Consider the following 14,723-nt stretch of genomic DNA (forward strand, 5'->3'; position numbering starts at 1 on the left):
CGTCGCGGGACCCTTCTGCACCGCGCCGCGCGCCGCTACACCGCTGCGATGACCGACACTCCCCGCCCCCTCGCCGGCCTGCGCGTGCTCGAGATGGCGCGCATCCTCGCAGGCCCCTGGGCCGGGCAGCTGCTCGCCGATCTCGGCGCCGACGTGATCAAGGTCGAGCGTCCCGGCGAGGGCGACGACACGCGCCACTGGGGGCCGCCCTTCGTCCGCGGCGCCGACGGCAGCGACTTGTCGGCGGCTTATTACCACGCCTGCAACCGCGGCAAGCGCTCGGTCGCGGTCGATATCGCCACGCACGCGGGCCAGGCGCGCGTCGCCGCGCTCGCCGCGGGTGCCGACGTCGTGATCGAGAATTTCAAGCTCGGCGGGCTGGTCAAATACGGGCTCGACGCGGCGACGCTGCGCGCGCGCCACCCGCGGCTGATCGTCTGCTCGATTACGGGCTTCGGCCAGACCGGCCCCTATGCGGCGCGCGCCGGCTACGACTTTATCGTCCAGGGCATGGGCGGGATGATGTCGATCACCGGCGAGCCCGACGGCCCGCCGCAGAAGACCGGGGTCGCCACCGCCGATCTGTTCACCGGCGTCTATGCCACGGTCGCGATCCTCGCCGCGCTGCACGCGCGCGCAAGCACGGGCGCGGGCACGCACATCGACATGGCGCTGCTCGACACGCAGGTGGGTGTGCTCGCCAACCAGGCGCTCAATTGGATGGTCGGCGGCACGGTGCCGCGGCGGATGGGCAACGGCCACGCCAATCTCGCGCCCTACCAGAGCTTCCCGACGAGCGACGGCGACCTGATCGTGGCGGTGGGCAACGACCGCCAGTTCGCGCGGCTGTGCGCGGTCCTCGCGGTCCCGGCGCTGGCGGCGGACGCGCGCTTCGCCACCAACCCGGCGCGCGTGGCGAACCGCGCGGCGCTGCTGCCGGTGCTGATCGGGCGCACGCTGACGTGGACAAGCGCCGCGCTGCTTGCCGCGCTGGAGGCGGCGGGGGTGCCGGTCGGTCCGGTCAACCGCATCGACGAGGTGTTCGCCGACCCGCAGGTGGTCGCGCGCGGGATGCGACTGCTCGTGGAGGGGCTGCCCGGGCTCGCGACGCCGATCGTCTACGACGGCGCGCGGGTGATCGCCGAACGCGCGAGCCCGCGGCTGGGCGAGCATGAGGAGGCCGAGTGGCGGTGAGCCTACATTCCTCCCCGCTTGTGGGCAGGCGGACCTCGCCTGAAGGGCGTGGTGGCGGGGGGGGGCACACACGACGTCGCCTGGGGAGAGCCCCCTCCACTACCAACCTACGTCCGGCGATACCCCTCCCCGCCAAGCGGGGAGGACTTACTTCAGGCCCGCGGCGGCACGCCCGCGCGAGTCGCGCGATGGCGGTCATAAGCCTTCTTGGCCACATAGGCGCCGCCCAGCGCCATGCCGAGCGGTCCCATCCTGGTGACCGCACGGGTTGCGAGTGCACCGACCATCGCGCCGCCGACGCCGCCGCGGCCGTCGCGCCGGTCGAGTTCGCGCCCGAGCAGCGCGCCAATGATGGTCCTGATCATGACTTTACCTTTTCCGAGATGGCGTCGCCGAGCGTCTCCACCCCCTTCAGCACGCCCCAGCCGATCGCGTAGGTGAACGCGACGGGCAGGACGAGCTTGAGGACATTGGCGGTAATCGCGCCGTAGAGCGCCCCGTCCGCCGCGCTGTCGTCGCCCGACATGGCGTCGATCGCGCCGCCGATCAGCGCGCCGATGGTGGTGGCACCCATGTGGATAAACCCTCGTCGTTGCGCTGCATCAATGCTGCGCGGCGACGCCGGTTCCTTGTGTCGCACACGAGCGCGCGCGCAGGCGGGAGCCCAGGGCCGCAAGCGGCGGCTCACGCGGGTCTCGGCCCCTGCGTCGGCAGGAGCACGAGGGCCGCGACCGCGCGATCAGCGCAGGTAGGTGAACAGCGACAGCTGCGACAGCTTGGAGAAGCTCGACTGGGTCGCCGACAGGATCGTCATCGTCTTGGACAGCTCGGTGTACGCCTGGGTGACGTCAGTGTCCTCCAGCGTCGAGCGCAGCTCGGCGCGGTCGACGCTGGCGTTGGTCAGCAGGTTCTGCTGCAGGTCGACCCGCGCCGCTCGGGCGCCGACCGAGGCCTGCACGGTCGAGACCTGGTCGCTCGCGGTCTTGAGCGAGTCGATCGCGGCGCGCGCCTTCTCGCCGGTCGGCTCGCCCGCCTGCAACGCGGTGGCCAGCGCCGACAGCATCGCCAGCGTGTCGCCCTTGCCGGAATTGAAGATGCGCGCCGAGGTCTCGGTCGGCTGGATCGACAGGCCGTTCTCGCCGATCGGCACCTCCGACAGGCTCGGCGCGGTATTGTAGGTGAAGGTGCCGTCCTTGTTGTCGATCACCGCGGCCGTGCCCGCCGCGCTGCCGAACAAGGGCTGGCCGCGCAGGTCGTTGGTGTTGCCGAGCGACACCAGCGTGGCGATCACCGACTGGAGCTGGTCGCCGATCACCTTGCGGTCCGACGCGCCGAGCGTGTCGGTGGCGGCGTTGTTGACCAGCTCGGTAGCGCGCTGCATCTGCTCGGTAATCGAGCCCAGCGTACCGTCGGCCTGCTTGAGCAGTGAACCGGCGAGATCGAGGTTGGTCTTGAACGCGCCCGCGTCGGCGTCCTTGCGGTCGAACTCGGCGAGCTGCTGCGCCACCGCGACATTCTCGGACGGCGAGTTGATCTTCTTGCCCGTCGCGATCTGCGTCTGCAGCTTGGTCGCGGTCATCATCAGCGCGCCCATCCGGGCGGCGGAGCGATCGTAGAGGAGGTTGCTGGAGATCTGCATGGCGGCTTACCTGATCTCGAGGATCGACTGGAAGGTCTCGCGCGCGACCTGGATCACGCGGCTGGACGCCTGATAGGCCTGCTGGAAGCGGACGAGGTCGACCGCCTCCGAGTCGAGGTTGACCCCCGAGGCCTCCGACCGCGCGGTCACCGCGCCGTCGTAGATCGCGGTCTGCGCGTCGCCCACCAGCCGGCGCTGCTTGAGCGTCGCGGCATTGTCGGTGGTGAGCGCCTGGACCTTGCTCTCGAACTTATTGCCGGTGCGCAGCTGCGCCAGCGCGGCGAGGTTGGACGAGTCGCGCACGCCGCCGCCGGTCTTGGCCGCGGCGATCTGGCTGCCGTCGGTCAGCGCCACCTTGAAGTCGGCGGGATCGCTGGTGTTGGCGAAGAAAGGCTGGCCCTGCGCGCCGGTGAGATCCTGGCCCTGCTTCTGCAAATCGTTGACGCTGGTGGTGAGGTCGGTGGCGATCGCGCCGAGCTGGTCACGCGTGGCGGCGATCCGCTGCGCGCCCTCGATCATCCCCGCCAGCGCGCCGCCCTCGGGGTTGGCCTGGATCGCGACGCCGCTCGGCTTGAGCACGTTGAGCACCGCATTGCCGCCGGTGCGCGCGTAGCTCATCTCACTGGCCTCGCGCGGGTCGACCAGGGTCGGACCGTTGCTCGCGCCGGCGCGCACCGTGGCGCGGCCGAAATCGTCGATCTGGACATCAACTTCGGTCAGCCCGCTCATCTGCGTGAGCAGGTCGTCGCGCTGGTCGGCCAGGCTCGCCGCCGCGGACGAGCCCGGCTGCGACTTGACGATGCCCTGGTTGACCTTGAGCAGCGCCTGGCTCAGGCGATTGAGCTCGCCAACGGTCTGCTGCGCCTTGGTGTCGAGCTCGGCCATGCCGTCGTCGAGCGCCTTGGCGGTGACCTTGAACGAATCGGCCAGCGTCGCCGCGCTGCCCAGCATGCCGGCGCGCAGCGCGCTCGAGGTCGGCTCGGCCTGGAGCGCGGTGCTCGCCGCGAAGAAGCCGGTGAGATTGTTCGACAGCGCGCCGCCGGTCATCGCGCCCTCGATCCGCTCGAGCCACACGGTGCTCGCCTCGGTCTTCTTGGCATCCGAGCTGGCGCTGCGCACCGAGGCTTCGAGATAAGGGCTGCCGTTGCGCGCGATCCCGTCGACCACCGCGCCCATGCCGTTGAGCGACGAGTTGAAACCGTTGCTCGCCTGCACCTCGCGGATCGTCGCGCTGCGCCGCACGTAGGACGCGTTGCCGGCGTTCGCGATGTTCTCCGACGTCGTCGTCAGCGCGGTCTGGTACGCGCGGACGCCCGAAGCGCCAATGGAGAGCAGATCACTCATTCCACCGGCGTGCCATGATTCCCGTTAAGATCCGGTTGAGATTGCGCGAGAAACTTGCTCATCGCCGCGCCGATGCCGATCGGTTTGTGTGTCGCCATCTCCTGCACCACCTTCTGGTCCGACATGTCGCGGAAGGTGGTGAGCGCCTTGCTGTCGAACAAAGGGTCGGCGAGTTTGGCCTGCCGCATCGACTTCAGCATCATGCCGGTGAAGACCGATTCGAACTGCTGCGCGGCCTTGTCGAGGTTGGTCTTGGTGGCGTCGCGGCTGAGGCCGGTGTCGAGCCCGGTCTTGCCGGTGATCGCGACGCCGACTCCGCTGGTGGGGGTGTCCGCCATCAGAGCACCACCAGCTCGGCCTTGAGCGCGCCGGCTTCCTTCAGCGCCTCGAGGATCGCCACGAGATCGGCCGGGCTCGCGCCGATCGCATTCACCGCCTTCACCACATCGGCCAGCTTGGGGCCGGGATTGAGCAGGAACATCGGCTTCTTCTCCTCCGAAACCTGAACGTTGGAGCGATTTTCCAGCGCGGTCTGGCCCTGGCTGAGCGGCGCGGGCTGGCTGACGCGCTGGTTCTCGTCGATGCGGACGGTGAGCTTGCCGTGCGTCACCGCCGCCGCGCCGACTCGCACCGCCGAGTTGATCACCACCGTGCCGGTGCGCGCGTTGACGATCACCTTGGCGGGCGGCTCTGCCGAGGCGACGTCGAGGTTCTCGATCTCGCTCATCAGCGTGGCACGGACATCCGCGCCGGTCGGCGCGCGCACCGCGACCGACACCGCGTCGATCGCCTGCGCCACGCCCGCGCCGAACTTGCGGTTGATCGAGGCGGCGACGTTCTGCGCGGTGGTGAAGTCGGCGCGCTGGAGATTATAGGTGACGAAGGGCGTGTCGGCGAAGCCGGTCGCGACCGCGCGCTCCACCGTCGCCCCCTCGGGGATGCGGCCGGTGGAGGGAATGTTGACGACGATCTTGGAGCCGTCCGCGCCCTCGGCGCCGAGCCCGCCGACCGCAAGATTGCCCTGCGCCATGGCGTAGACCTGCCCGTCGGCGCCCAGCAGCGGGGTCAGCACGAGGCTGCCGCCACGCAGCGACTTGGCCTTGCCCATCGAGGCGACGGTAATGTCGATCCGCTGGCCGGGCTTGGCGAAGGCGGGCAGCTCGGCGGTGATCAGCACCACCGCGGCGTTCTTCAGCCCCGGGTTGACGCCTGCGGGCAGCTGGAGGCCGAAGCGCGACGCGACTGCCTTCACCGACTGCACGGTATATTCGAGATTGTCGTCGCCGGTGCCGGGCAGGCCGACCACGACGCCATAGCCGGTCAGCTGGTTGGCGCGGATGCCCTGAAAGCCGCCGAGATCCTTGATCCGGTCGGCGTGGGCGGGGCCGGCGACGGCGGCGGCGAGCGCGGCGAGCGCAAGGAGCAGCTGGCGTATCATCAGAACGGGCTCACGACCTGGAAGAAGCGGGATAGCCAGCCCTGCCGGCTGGAACGCGCGACGTCGCCCTTGCCGGTATAGGCGATCTGCGCGTCGGCGACGCGGGTGGAGGGCACGCGGTTGTCGCGGTCGACGTCGGCGGTGCGGACGATACCCTTGATCTGGACGAACTCGTCGCCGCGGTTGAGCGTCACGCGCTTCTGCCCGCGCACCAGCATCGTGCCGTTGGGATAGACCTCGGCGACGGTGACGGAGACCTCGCCCGAGAGCGAATTGGCCTGGTCGGCGGTGCCGGTGCCGTTGAAGCCGCGCTTGCCGCTCGAGCCCACGTCGGTGCCGCTGACGATCCCGCCGAGCGGGCCGGTCGACGGCGGGGTGAGCGAGAAGCTGCCGTCCGAGGCGAGCTTGGACGAGGAGGATTTGGAAGCGGCGGTGCGCTCCACCAGCACGATCGTCAGCGGATCGCCGACCCGGCGCGCGCGCCAGCCCTCGTACAGCGCGGCATAGCCGTCGGCGACCTGGAAGATCGAACCGTTGGCGGCGGGCGGCGCGGGCGGCTGGGCCGGCGCGTGCACCGCGGAGAAATCCTCCGCCGGCTTCTTCTTGAGCACCTTGCCGAGCAGCCCGGCGTGCGCCGGGGCGGGCACCAGCGCCGCGGCGGCGAGCGCGCCGAGCGCGCTGCCCAGCACGACCCGCACGCGGCGGCGGAGAGGAGAGAGACGGTTCATGGCCGATTCTATGACATGTTTTGGTTAACGTATTTCAGCATGTCGTCGGTCGCCGAGATCATCTTCGAGTTGACCTCATAGGCGCGCTGGGTCTCGATCATGTCGACCAGCTCCTCCACAACGTTGACGTTGCTCGCCTCGAGCGTGCCCTGGCGAACGCGGCCGCGGCCGTCCTCGCCGGCGACGCCGAGGTTGGCGGCACCGCTGGCGGCGCTCTCGGTGAGGAAATTGTCGCCGGTCGCGGTGAGGCCCGCCGGGTTGGGGAAGCTGGCGACCTGGATCTGGCCGAGGTTCTGCGCCTGGTCCTGCCCCGGCACGGTGGCGGAGACGGTGCCGTCGAGCCCGATCGTGATCTGCGTCGCGTTGGCGGGCACGGTGATGCCCGGCATCACCTGATAGCCCTGGCTGGTGATCAGCAGGCCCTCGGGCGAGCGCGAGAAATTGCCCGCGCGCGTGTAGCCGAGCTGGCCGCCGGGCATCTGCACCTGGAAATAGCCGTCGCCGTCGAGCGCGAGGTCGAGGCTGTTGCCGGTCTGGTTCATCGAGCCCTGCGTCTCGGTGCGCGACGTGCCCTGCACGCGCACGCCGGTGCCGAGATTGAGCCCGGTGGCGTATTTGCTCTCCGCGGTCGATTGCGCGCCCGCGGCGGTGACGACCTGGTAGGACAAGGTCTCGAACGAGGCACGGTCGCGCTTGAAGCCGGTGGTGCTGACGTTGGCGAGATTGTTCGAGATGACGCGCATGCGCGTGTCCTGGGCGTCGAGCCCGGTACGCGCGATGTGCATGGCGGACGTGGTCATGGTCTAATCCTTCCTCAGCCCGGCAGGCGCATCACCGATGCGCTCGACTCGTCCATGGATTTGGCCTCCTTGAGCAGGTTGGCCTGGAGCTCGTAGCTGCGCTGGTTCTCGATCATGTCGACCAGCGCCTCGGTCATGTTGACGTTCGATCCCTCGAGCGCACCCGCGGTGACCTTGCCGTCGAGATTCTCGGGCAGCGAACCGCCGCCGCGTACGTGGAGCAGGTTGTCGAGCCCCTTCACCGTGTCGGAACCGGCGGAGGAGACCAATTTGAGCCGGTCGATCACCTGCGGCTGGCCGCTCTTGTCGCCCTGCGGCACGATCGAGACCGATCCGTCCGAGCCGATCGCCACCGTCTCGTACGGCGGCAGCGTGATCGGGCCGCTCGACCCCATCACCAGGAAGCCGTCGCCGGTCTGCAGCGTGCCCGATTCGGACACGGTGAAATCGCCGCGGCGGCTGTACGCCTCGCTGCCGTCGGCGCCCTGGACGGTGAGCCAGGTGTCGCGGTCGCCCAGCGCGACATCGAGCGGGCGACCGGTCTGCTGCATCGCGCCCGGCGCGCGATCGGCGTCGCGCACCTCTTCCGATGTGGGCGCGCGCGCCGACAGCTGCGACGAGCCGTCGGAGAGGATGATGCGGTCGAACGAGACGCGGTCGGCGCGGAAGCCGGTGGTCGATGCGTTCGCCATATTGTTGGCGATCGCGGCCTGCGCCTGCATGTGCGCGCGCAGTCCGGTCGCCGCGGTGTAGACCAGCTTGTCCACTTACATCCTCTCCTAGAACCTCAAGGCCGCGCTTACGCGCGGATGTTGAGGATCGACTGCGAGACCTGAGTCGCCGTATCGAGCGCCTTGGCGTTCGCCTGGAAGTTGCGCTGTGCCGCAATAAGGTTAACAAGCTCTTCGGTGATATCGACGTTGGAGCCCTCGAGCTGGCCCGACTTCAGGCTGCCGAAGCCTTCCGCCGCGGCGAAACCGAGCGTCGCCTTCCCCGAGATACCGGTCGCCTGCCAATAGTTGCTGCCAGCCTGGCGCAGCCCGGTCGGCGCCGAGAACTTGGCGATCGCCACCTTGCCCAGCGGCACGATGTCCGAGTTGGAGTAGCTCGCCTTGATGATGCCCGCGTCGTCGACGGTGATGCCGACCAGCTGGCCGACCGCGACGCCGTCCTGCGTGCGCGCGCTCACCGCGGCCGCCGCCGCGGTCTGGGTCGAGCCGGTGAGGTCAAGCGTGATCGACTGCGCCGCGGCGCCCGATGCCGGGATGAAATCCTCGAACTGGATGCTCTGCGCCCCGGTCAGCGCACCCTTGGTGTCATACACCTGGGTGATCGGGCCGGCCGACGTTTGGCCCTTGGGCGTCAGCATCTGGTCGCCGACATAGGTGAACACCTGCCACGTGCCGGTGTTCGGCGGCGTGGCGGCGGGCTGGCCCTCCGCGGTGCGAACGTAATAGCTCGTCATCGTCATCGGGTTGCCGTTGGCGTCGTAGATGCGGGTCGCGACCGAGTTGTTGTACGTGGTGGTGTCGGTGCGCTTGAACGCGGCCGGATCCTTCACCGTCGCGGTCGACGGGATCTGCACCTTGGTGGCGACGTTGTTGGTCATCTTCGGCGTGCCGCTGGTCGGCTGGATCTGCAGGTTGGTCAGCGACTTGTCGCCGGTCGCCGTGACGTTGCCGTCATTGTCGACCGGGTAGACCATCAAATAGCTGCCCTGCGCGTCGATCACGTTGCGGCTCTCGTCCACGGTGAAGGCGCCGGTGCGGGTGTAGTTGACCTGGTCCGACAGGCCGGTCGACTTCACCACGAAGAAGCCCTCGCCCAGGATCTGCATGTCGAGCGCGCTCTTCGTCTGGTTCGACGAGCCGTCGCTGAACTGCTGCACCGTGCCCTTCACCGACACGCCCGAGCCGACCATCTTGCGCGGGTCGGTCGAGACGTTCGACGAGATCACGTCGGCGAACGCGGTGCGGCTCTTCTTGAAGCCGTTGGTGGAGACGTTGGCGAGGTTGTGGCTGATGACCGACATGTCGGTCTGCATGGCCTGGAGACCGGAGAGCGAGGTGAAGAAGGACATGGCGAATACTCCTGGGGAAAGCGGGAAGAGGAGAAGTAGGGTTCAGGCGACCTTGCGGACCGCGGCGGGATCGACCGTGCCGAGCCCGGTGACGTTGAGGACGGGCGAGCCGCCGGCGGGCAGGCTGGCGCTCTCGACCGGGGCCCACACGAGGGAAGCGGCATCGACGATCACCGAACCCTTCGCCGCCTCGACCGTGACGGTGTAAGGGCCGTTCTCGATCTTGTTGCCGGCGTCGTCCTTGCCATCCCAGCTGTAGCTGGCCTCGCCCGCAGGCTGCGCGCCGAGCTGGATGTTCTTGACCGGGCGGCCGTCCTTGTCGGCGATCGAGACGTTGACGTCGGTCGCGTCGCCGGTCAGCTCGACCGCGCCCGCAATCCCGCCCGAGGTGCGCTCGTACGCGGTCTTGCCCTCGGTCAGCACGGTGCGGCCGACGAAGCCCATCGCGTCGGTGGCGGTGGTGGAATTGAGCCGCCCGCTGATGCCCGACAGCGTCTGGTTCATCTCGCTGATGCCGGCGACCGACGAGAACTGCGCCATCTGTGCGACCATCTGGGTGTTGTCGACCGGGTTGAACGGGTCCTGATAGGCCAGCTGCGCGGTCATCAGAGCGATGAAGTCCTTCTGCCCCAGCGTCGACTTGCCGGTGGTGGCGCTGACGCCGCTCGCAGTGGTGGTGTTCGACCGCGCGACGCCCGCAGCGGCGAAGATCGCGTCCTGCGAGGATTTGTCGATGGCGGAGGTGTTGGCGGTGATGCTGGTCATGATCAGCGGCCCATCTTGAGGGTGTCGAGGATCAGCGTCTTGGCGGTCTGCATGACCTCGACGTTGTTCTGGTAGGTGCGCGCGGTCTCCATCATGTCGACCAGCTCACGCGATTCATCGACGGCGGCGTCGAAGACGTAGCCGTCCTTGTTCGCCATCGGGCTGCCGGGATCGTAGCGCTTGGTCGGCGCCTCACCCGCGGTGACGATCTGCTGCACGTCGGTGGTGGAAAGCCCGCTGGCTTCGTCGAAGCTGGTGCGGAACACCGGCTTCATCGTCTTGTACGCGGCCTCTTCCGAGCCCGCGACGCCGCCCGCGTTGGCGAGGTTGGACGCGGTGGTGTTCATCCGCGTCAGCTGCGCCGACATGGCGCGGCCAGCGACCTGGAAGATGGTGAGCGGCGAGCCGGACATCGTCTTACTCCCCCTTCAGCGCGCGCGTGATCTGGCCGATGCGCCCGTTGAGGAACGAGAGCGTCGTCTGATACTGCACCGCGTTTTCGGCGAAGGCGGTCTGCTCGGTGGAAAGCTCCACCGTGTTGCCGTCCATCGAGGGCTGGGTCGGCACGCGATATTTCAGCGCGTCGCCGACACCGTCAGCGCCCTGCCGCTCGACCGCGCCGAGCGCGGTCTTGAAGTCGATGTCGCGGGCCTTGAAATTGGGCGTGGACGCGTTGGCGATGTTCGACGCGAGCACGCCCATGCGCTGGCTGCGCACCTCCAGGGCTGCTCCGTGAACTCCGAACAAACTCTCAGCCACTGGCCGAACCTCCATGCGAGACGGGGATCGCCCGTCGCCTTCGCGGAGAGTGGAGCAAGCGGCGTGCCAAATGCTGTCAGGACGGTGATGGAGCGCAAGGGAAGCGTGAGGCGGCAAAGGCTTGCCGCTTGCCGGCCGGATTTGCCGGCAAGCGGCGCTGCCGGTGGTTGCCGGATGGCTGCCGAGCGCGGTTGCCGGGAGCTCGCATGGCCGCGAAGCTATCGTGCTCCGGCGAGGGCCGGAGCCTAAATGGGATGGCCGCGGTGAGGCGCACGAAGGCCCACCCCTGCCCTCTCTTTCCGTCATCCTGAGCTCGTCTCAGGATGACGCTAGTGGAGAGGGGGTCTCACCCCCGCTCGCCTCCGCCCCGGCGGCCGTCGGGTCCAACTGGAGGACGGTGGTGGATCACACCACGGCTATCCCACCTGGACCCCGGCGTTCGCCGGGGTGGTCCCAAAGAGCCGGTGCGTCGCAGAGGAAAAACGATCCCATCGACGGCCATCCCCAACTGGCCCGCGCCTTGCACTGACGCAGGCATGACTCCCGGCATGTTCCTCGACCCCGCCGCGCTCGCGATCGTGTTCGGCGGCACCGCGCTCGCCGCGGCGCTGCGTACCCCGGCGCGCGACCTCGGCCGCGCGCTGCTCGCGCTGCGCGTGCTGCCCCGCCGCCGCTTCCGCGCCGACACGCGGCTCGACCAGATCGCCGCGCTCAGCCGCATCGCCGCGCGCCACGGCGTCCATGCGCTCGACCGCAGCATAATCCACGATACCGACGTCGCCGCCGCCGTAGCACTGATCGTCGACGGCGCGCAGCCGCAGGCGGTGGTCGACTCGCTCGACACCGCACGTCGCGCCCGCATCGAGCGCCACCGCCTCGTCATCGACTGCTGGAACGGGGCGGCGGAGGCCGCCCCCGCACTTGGCATGGTCGGTACTTTGGTCGGACTGGTGGCGATGTTCACGCGGATGAGCGATCCGAGCGCGATCGGCGCCGCGATGGCGGTGGCGCTGCTCGCCACCCTATATGGTGCGCTGCTCGCCAACCTCGTCGCCATGCCGATCGCCACCCGGCTGCGCGCCGCCGCCCGCGCCGAGGCGATCGAGCGCGCCCGCCTCGTCGCAGCGCTGGCTGAACTCGCCGCGCGCGAGGCGCCGCGCGTGCGCGCGGGCGGGCGGTTCCCGTCCGAGCCGGTCGCCATCGCAGACGACGAGGCCGAGGACGCCGAGCACGCGCCGCGCGAGCGAGCGGCATGAGCGACGACGAGCTGCTCGCCGACGACGCGCCCGCGCGCGCGCTGTGGCTGATGACGCTGGCCGATCTCGCGCTGCTGCTGGTCGGCTTCTTCGTGCTGCTCCAGGCCAACCAGCAGCTCGACCCGCGAGCGCTCGCGGCCGGACTGGCGGAGGGCTTCGGCGCCGAGGCGCCCGCGGCGATGCCGGTGGCGAGCTACGGGGTGAGCGGCTTCGCGCCCGGCAGTGCGACGCCGCCCGGCACCCCCGCCGGCCTCGCCGCCTGGGCACGCGCCGAGCTGCGCGATCCGCGCGTGAGCCTGACCGTCACCGGAGCGACCGACGGCACCATCGCGGATGTCGACCCGCACTCACGCAGCGCCACCCTCCTCGCCGCCGATCGCGCGCGCGCGGTCGCCGCGGCGCTCGCCGCCGCGGGCGTGCCCGACACGCGGCTCGGCCTCGCCACCGCGGTGCGCCCCGGCCGCCGCCAGGTACTCGTCACGCTCGCCTTCGCGGGCGAACAAGGAAAGAAGCCATGATCGCCGCCCTCCTCCTCGCCGCCGCCGCGACCGGCGCCGGCTTCCAGGACACCGCCGCACTCGACCGCGCGGTTGCCGCCTTCACCGCACGCCCGATCGGTAGCGAGGGCGGCGCGCGCGCGCCGGTCGACGCGCGGCTGCGCCTCGCCGCCTGCCCGATGGTGACGATGTCGTGGCGCACCGAGGTGCATGACGCGGTCGTGATCGCCTGCGCCGGTCCGGCGTGGCGCCTGTTCGTCCCCGTGATCGCGCCGCCGCGCCCCAGCGGCGTGGTGGCCTCGCGCGCCGCCGCCGCCGCGGTGCCGGTGCGCGCCGACCCGGTGATCCGCCGCGGCGACGCGGTGACGATCGAGGCGGGCAGCGACGGCTTTGCGATCACGCGCGAGGGCGTGGCGATCGCCGACGCCGCTCCCGGCGCGCGCGTGATGATCAAGGTCGACGACGCGCCGCGCCCGGTGCAGGCAGTGGCGGTCGAGGCGGGGCGCGCGACGCTGCCCGGCTGGCCCGAATGAGCGGCGATAAAAAAGTCCTAAAGTTGCGCCACGGCCTGTCGTTTTTCCCGATGTCCACGGGGACCGACAGGTGCAGAGATGGTGGAAGCGGTAGGAACATCGACGATCAAGGCGAACGACCTGCGGGTCGCCAGCGTGTCGCGCGTCAGCGCGCTGACGCCGGCCGCCCCGCTGGCCGCGAACAACGCGACGACCGCGACCGCGGCGCCGCAGACGCTCGCCAAGTCGCTCGCGGCCGAGCCGCCGGTCGACGGGGATCGGGTGCAGCAGATCAAGACCGCGATCGCCAACGGCACCTTCCCGCTCTCGCCCGCGACCATCGCGGACCAGTTCATCGCACTTCGTTTCGACTGGATGGCCAATGAACAGGCGTGACGCACTGGTGCGCGTGATCGACATGCTCCACGCCGAGATCGCGGCGCTCAAGGCGAACGACATGACCGGGCTGGAGCGCGCCACCGGCAACAAGCTGCGCGCAATCGAGACGCTCAAGGCGCTCGGCGACGGCCCGGCGGATGCGGAGCTGCGCGGGCTGGTCGAGGAGGCCGACCGGCTCAACGACACGTGCCGGATCTACGTCAACCTGATGGCGGCAAATGTCCGCCGCCGCCTGCAACTTCTTTCCGGCCAGAACGGCGGCGCCTATGGCCGCGCGGGCCTCGCCTACGCCTGAAGGGCGCGCCTTCATCTCACACGCTGTTCCCCGGTACAGGCCGGGGCCCAGTTGGGGGACGTCTAGCAGGTACTCCCCCTCCCCTTCAGGGGAGGGACCAAAGCACAACTCGCGCCCCCATCTGGCACGCCTCTTGCTGCACGCAAGACATGACCGTTTCCGCGCTCACCCAGGCCACCGGCCGCGTTACCTCCGCGATCCAGCGCGCGGCGCAGCGCACCGGCGTCGACTTCAACTATCTCCTCGGCCAGGCCAAGATCGAGAGCGGGCTCAACGCCAGCGCGCGCGCCAGCACCTCGTCGGCCTCGGGCCTGTACCAGTTCGTCGAGCAGAGCTGGCTCGCGGTGGTCAAGAAGCACGGCAGCGAGCATGGCCTCGGCTGGGCGGCGGACAGCATCCAGCAGTCGGGCGGACGCTTCACCGTCAGCGGCGGCAACCGCGCCGCGGTGCTGGGGCTGCGCAACGATCCCGAGGTCGCCTCGCTGATGGCGGCCGAGCATGCCAGCGACAACAAGGACGCGATCGAGGCGTCGACCGGGCGCGCGGCGACCGGCACCGACCTTTATATGGCGCACTTCCTCGGGCTGGGCGGCGCGCGCACCTTCCTCTCGGCGATGCAGAGCAACCCGGAGCGCAGCGCCGCGTCGCTCTTCCCCGCCGCCGCGCGCGCCAACCGTGGCGTCTTCTTCGACAGCGACGGCAGCGCGCGCTCGCTCGGCGAGGTGTACCAGCGCTTCGCCGGCAAGCTCGGCGACGGCGCCGCGTCGGTCGGCGGGACCACCCCGTCCGACCGGCTGCAGTTCGCCGCACAGGCGCTGGCGATGGGCGACGAGAACACCGTCGTCACCGGCGCGGGCGAGAGCGCGACCGATGCGCTCGCCTGGGCCCGATCGACGCTGGGCCAATCGACGCTCGGCCAAATCAAGGGCAACCAGGCGCAGCAGGCCAGCCTGCTCCGCCCCACCCCCGCCAATGCGCGGCTCGCCTACATGATGCTCGCGCGGATGGGGAACTGAT

General features: G+C 69.8%; 20 protein-coding genes. 7 read left to right on the forward strand and 13 right to left on the reverse strand.

Annotated elements, in window-relative coordinates:
- The first annotated feature begins 48 nt into the window (after positions 1 to 48).
- The gene (locus QBJ89_RS13780; protein ID WP_277981053.1) at positions 49 to 1,194 is read left to right on the forward strand and encodes a CaiB/BaiF CoA transferase family protein; all 1,146 of its coding nucleotides are present in this window, start codon (positions 49 to 51) and stop codon (positions 1,192 to 1,194) included.
- Between the two features lie 152 nt (positions 1,195 to 1,346).
- Here the strand turns inward: QBJ89_RS13780 and QBJ89_RS13785 are convergent, their stop codons facing one another.
- The 13 genes from QBJ89_RS13785 to QBJ89_RS13845 form a co-directional block, all read right to left on the reverse strand.
- Positions 1,347 to 1,559, reverse strand: coding sequence for a hypothetical protein (locus QBJ89_RS13785; protein WP_183921815.1), 213 nt, complete (start codon positions 1,557 to 1,559; stop codon positions 1,347 to 1,349).
- Entirely contained in the window at positions 1,556 to 1,768 is a 213-nt protein-coding gene (locus QBJ89_RS13790) for a hypothetical protein (protein ID WP_277981054.1), read from the reverse strand. Before QBJ89_RS13790 ends, QBJ89_RS13785 begins: the two co-directional genes overlap by 4 nt.
- 165 nt (positions 1,769 to 1,933) lie before the next feature.
- Positions 1,934 to 2,833, reverse strand: coding sequence for a flagellin (locus tag QBJ89_RS13795; RefSeq protein ID WP_277981055.1), 900 nt, complete (start codon positions 2,831 to 2,833; stop codon positions 1,934 to 1,936).
- A 6-nt stretch (positions 2,834 to 2,839) separates the two neighbouring features.
- Positions 2,840 to 4,177 (reverse strand): flagellar hook-associated protein FlgK, encoded by a 1,338-nt coding sequence (gene flgK, locus QBJ89_RS13800; protein WP_277981056.1) that lies wholly within the window; start codon positions 4,175 to 4,177, stop codon positions 2,840 to 2,842.
- A complete protein-coding gene (locus QBJ89_RS13805; RefSeq protein WP_277981057.1) occupies positions 4,174 to 4,515 on the reverse strand; it encodes a rod-binding protein in 342 nt (113 codons plus the stop codon). Before QBJ89_RS13805 ends, flgK begins: the two co-directional genes overlap by 4 nt.
- Positions 4,515 to 5,615 carry a flagellar basal body P-ring protein FlgI gene (locus tag QBJ89_RS13810; RefSeq protein ID WP_277981058.1) on the reverse strand — a complete coding sequence of 367 codons (1,101 nt, stop codon included), beginning with the start codon at positions 5,613 to 5,615 and terminating at the stop codon, positions 4,515 to 4,517. The genes QBJ89_RS13805 and QBJ89_RS13810 overlap by 1 nt, the downstream gene beginning before the upstream one ends.
- Positions 5,615 to 6,343, reverse strand: coding sequence for a flagellar basal body L-ring protein FlgH (locus tag QBJ89_RS13815; RefSeq protein ID WP_277981059.1), 729 nt, complete (start codon positions 6,341 to 6,343; stop codon positions 5,615 to 5,617). Before QBJ89_RS13815 ends, QBJ89_RS13810 begins: the two co-directional genes overlap by 1 nt.
- 8 nt (positions 6,344 to 6,351) lie before the next feature.
- Entirely contained in the window at positions 6,352 to 7,143 is a 792-nt protein-coding gene (gene flgG, locus QBJ89_RS13820) for a flagellar basal-body rod protein FlgG (RefSeq protein WP_277981060.1), read from the reverse strand.
- A gap of 14 nt (positions 7,144 to 7,157) precedes the next feature.
- The gene (locus QBJ89_RS13825) at positions 7,158 to 7,910 is read right to left on the reverse strand and encodes a flagellar basal body rod protein FlgF (RefSeq protein ID WP_277981061.1); all 753 of its coding nucleotides are present in this window, start codon (positions 7,908 to 7,910) and stop codon (positions 7,158 to 7,160) included.
- Positions 7,911 to 7,942: 32 nt separating this feature from the next.
- Positions 7,943 to 9,223 carry a flagellar hook protein FlgE gene (locus QBJ89_RS13830; RefSeq protein ID WP_277981062.1) on the reverse strand — a complete coding sequence of 427 codons (1,281 nt, stop codon included), beginning with the start codon at positions 9,221 to 9,223 and terminating at the stop codon, positions 7,943 to 7,945.
- 42 nt (positions 9,224 to 9,265) lie between these two features.
- Positions 9,266 to 9,988, reverse strand: a complete 723-nt coding sequence (locus tag QBJ89_RS13835) for a flagellar hook assembly protein FlgD (protein ID WP_277981063.1) — start codon at positions 9,986 to 9,988, stop codon at positions 9,266 to 9,268.
- A 2-nt stretch (positions 9,989 to 9,990) separates the two neighbouring features.
- Positions 9,991 to 10,401 (reverse strand): flagellar basal body rod protein FlgC, encoded by a 411-nt coding sequence (flgC, locus tag QBJ89_RS13840; RefSeq protein ID WP_223011326.1) that lies wholly within the window; start codon positions 10,399 to 10,401, stop codon positions 9,991 to 9,993.
- Positions 10,402 to 10,405: 4 nt separating this feature from the next.
- Complete coding sequence (locus QBJ89_RS13845; protein ID WP_277981064.1) at positions 10,406 to 10,762, reverse strand: flagellar basal body rod protein FlgB; 357 nt, start codon at positions 10,760 to 10,762, stop codon at positions 10,406 to 10,408.
- A gap of 533 nt (positions 10,763 to 11,295) precedes the next feature.
- Here QBJ89_RS13845 and QBJ89_RS13850 point away from each other — a divergent pair.
- The 6 genes from QBJ89_RS13850 (at position 11,296) to QBJ89_RS13875 (ending at position 14,722) form a co-directional block, all read left to right on the forward strand.
- On the forward strand, positions 11,296 to 12,003 hold the full coding sequence (locus QBJ89_RS13850; protein WP_277981065.1) for a motility protein A: 708 nt from the start codon (positions 11,296 to 11,298) through the stop codon (positions 12,001 to 12,003).
- Complete coding sequence (locus tag QBJ89_RS13855) at positions 12,000 to 12,521, forward strand: hypothetical protein (RefSeq protein WP_277981066.1); 522 nt, start codon at positions 12,000 to 12,002, stop codon at positions 12,519 to 12,521. Before QBJ89_RS13850 ends, QBJ89_RS13855 begins: the two co-directional genes overlap by 4 nt.
- Positions 12,518 to 13,033 carry a flagella basal body P-ring formation protein FlgA gene (locus QBJ89_RS13860; protein ID WP_277981067.1) on the forward strand — a complete coding sequence of 172 codons (516 nt, stop codon included), beginning with the start codon at positions 12,518 to 12,520 and terminating at the stop codon, positions 13,031 to 13,033. Before QBJ89_RS13855 ends, QBJ89_RS13860 begins: the two co-directional genes overlap by 4 nt.
- A gap of 78 nt (positions 13,034 to 13,111) precedes the next feature.
- On the forward strand, positions 13,112 to 13,408 hold the full coding sequence (flgM, locus tag QBJ89_RS13865) for a flagellar biosynthesis anti-sigma factor FlgM (protein ID WP_277981068.1): 297 nt from the start codon (positions 13,112 to 13,114) through the stop codon (positions 13,406 to 13,408).
- Positions 13,395 to 13,706: a flagellar protein FlgN gene (locus tag QBJ89_RS13870; protein ID WP_223011331.1), complete on the forward strand. Its 312-nt coding sequence runs from the start codon at positions 13,395 to 13,397 to the stop codon at positions 13,704 to 13,706. The genes flgM and QBJ89_RS13870 overlap by 14 nt, the downstream gene beginning before the upstream one ends.
- 149 nt (positions 13,707 to 13,855) lie before the next feature.
- The gene (locus QBJ89_RS13875) at positions 13,856 to 14,722 is read left to right on the forward strand and encodes a lytic transglycosylase domain-containing protein (protein WP_277981069.1); all 867 of its coding nucleotides are present in this window, start codon (positions 13,856 to 13,858) and stop codon (positions 14,720 to 14,722) included.
- The last annotated feature ends 1 nt before the right edge of the window (position 14,723 follow it).

Source organism: Sphingomonas phyllosphaerae (assembly GCF_029623345.1).
Classification (GTDB): Bacteria; Pseudomonadota; Alphaproteobacteria; order Sphingomonadales; family Sphingomonadaceae; genus Sphingomonas; species Sphingomonas phyllosphaerae_C.

What these genes read in the sequence shown, in the direction of transcription:
- QBJ89_RS13780 (WP_277981053.1), top strand. Translation starts at nt 49, where the DNA reads ATGACCGACACTCCCCGCCCCCTCGCCGGCCTGCGCGTGCTCGAGATG.
- QBJ89_RS13785 (WP_183921815.1), bottom strand. Translation starts at nt 1,559, where the DNA reads ATGATCAGGACCATCATTGGCGCGCTGCTCGGGCGCGAACTCGACCGG.
- QBJ89_RS13790 (WP_277981054.1), bottom strand. Translation starts at nt 1,768, where the DNA reads ATGGGTGCCACCACCATCGGCGCGCTGATCGGCGGCGCGATCGACGCC.
- QBJ89_RS13795 (WP_277981055.1), bottom strand. Translation starts at nt 2,833, where the DNA reads ATGCAGATCTCCAGCAACCTCCTCTACGATCGCTCCGCCGCCCGGATG.
- flgK (WP_277981056.1), bottom strand. Translation starts at nt 4,177, where the DNA reads ATGAGTGATCTGCTCTCCATTGGCGCTTCGGGCGTCCGCGCGTACCAG.
- QBJ89_RS13805 (WP_277981057.1), bottom strand. Translation starts at nt 4,515, where the DNA reads ATGGCGGACACCCCCACCAGCGGAGTCGGCGTCGCGATCACCGGCAAG.
- QBJ89_RS13810 (WP_277981058.1), bottom strand. Translation starts at nt 5,615, where the DNA reads ATGATACGCCAGCTGCTCCTTGCGCTCGCCGCGCTCGCCGCCGCCGTC.
- QBJ89_RS13815 (WP_277981059.1), bottom strand. Translation starts at nt 6,343, where the DNA reads ATGAACCGTCTCTCTCCTCTCCGCCGCCGCGTGCGGGTCGTGCTGGGC.
- flgG (WP_277981060.1), bottom strand. Translation starts at nt 7,143, where the DNA reads ATGACCACGTCCGCCATGCACATCGCGCGTACCGGGCTCGACGCCCAG.
- QBJ89_RS13830 (WP_277981062.1), bottom strand. Translation starts at nt 9,223, where the DNA reads ATGTCCTTCTTCACCTCGCTCTCCGGTCTCCAGGCCATGCAGACCGAC.
- QBJ89_RS13835 (WP_277981063.1), bottom strand. Translation starts at nt 9,988, where the DNA reads ATGACCAGCATCACCGCCAACACCTCCGCCATCGACAAATCCTCGCAG.
- flgC (WP_223011326.1), bottom strand. Translation starts at nt 10,401, where the DNA reads ATGTCCGGCTCGCCGCTCACCATCTTCCAGGTCGCTGGCCGCGCCATG.
- QBJ89_RS13845 (WP_277981064.1), bottom strand. Translation starts at nt 10,762, where the DNA reads ATGGAGGTTCGGCCAGTGGCTGAGAGTTTGTTCGGAGTTCACGGAGCA.
- QBJ89_RS13850 (WP_277981065.1), top strand. Translation starts at nt 11,296, where the DNA reads ATGTTCCTCGACCCCGCCGCGCTCGCGATCGTGTTCGGCGGCACCGCG.
- QBJ89_RS13855 (WP_277981066.1), top strand. Translation starts at nt 12,000, where the DNA reads ATGAGCGACGACGAGCTGCTCGCCGACGACGCGCCCGCGCGCGCGCTG.
- QBJ89_RS13860 (WP_277981067.1), top strand. Translation starts at nt 12,518, where the DNA reads ATGATCGCCGCCCTCCTCCTCGCCGCCGCCGCGACCGGCGCCGGCTTC.
- flgM (WP_277981068.1), top strand. Translation starts at nt 13,112, where the DNA reads ATGGTGGAAGCGGTAGGAACATCGACGATCAAGGCGAACGACCTGCGG.
- QBJ89_RS13870 (WP_223011331.1), top strand. Translation starts at nt 13,395, where the DNA reads ATGAACAGGCGTGACGCACTGGTGCGCGTGATCGACATGCTCCACGCC.
- QBJ89_RS13875 (WP_277981069.1), top strand. Translation starts at nt 13,856, where the DNA reads ATGACCGTTTCCGCGCTCACCCAGGCCACCGGCCGCGTTACCTCCGCG.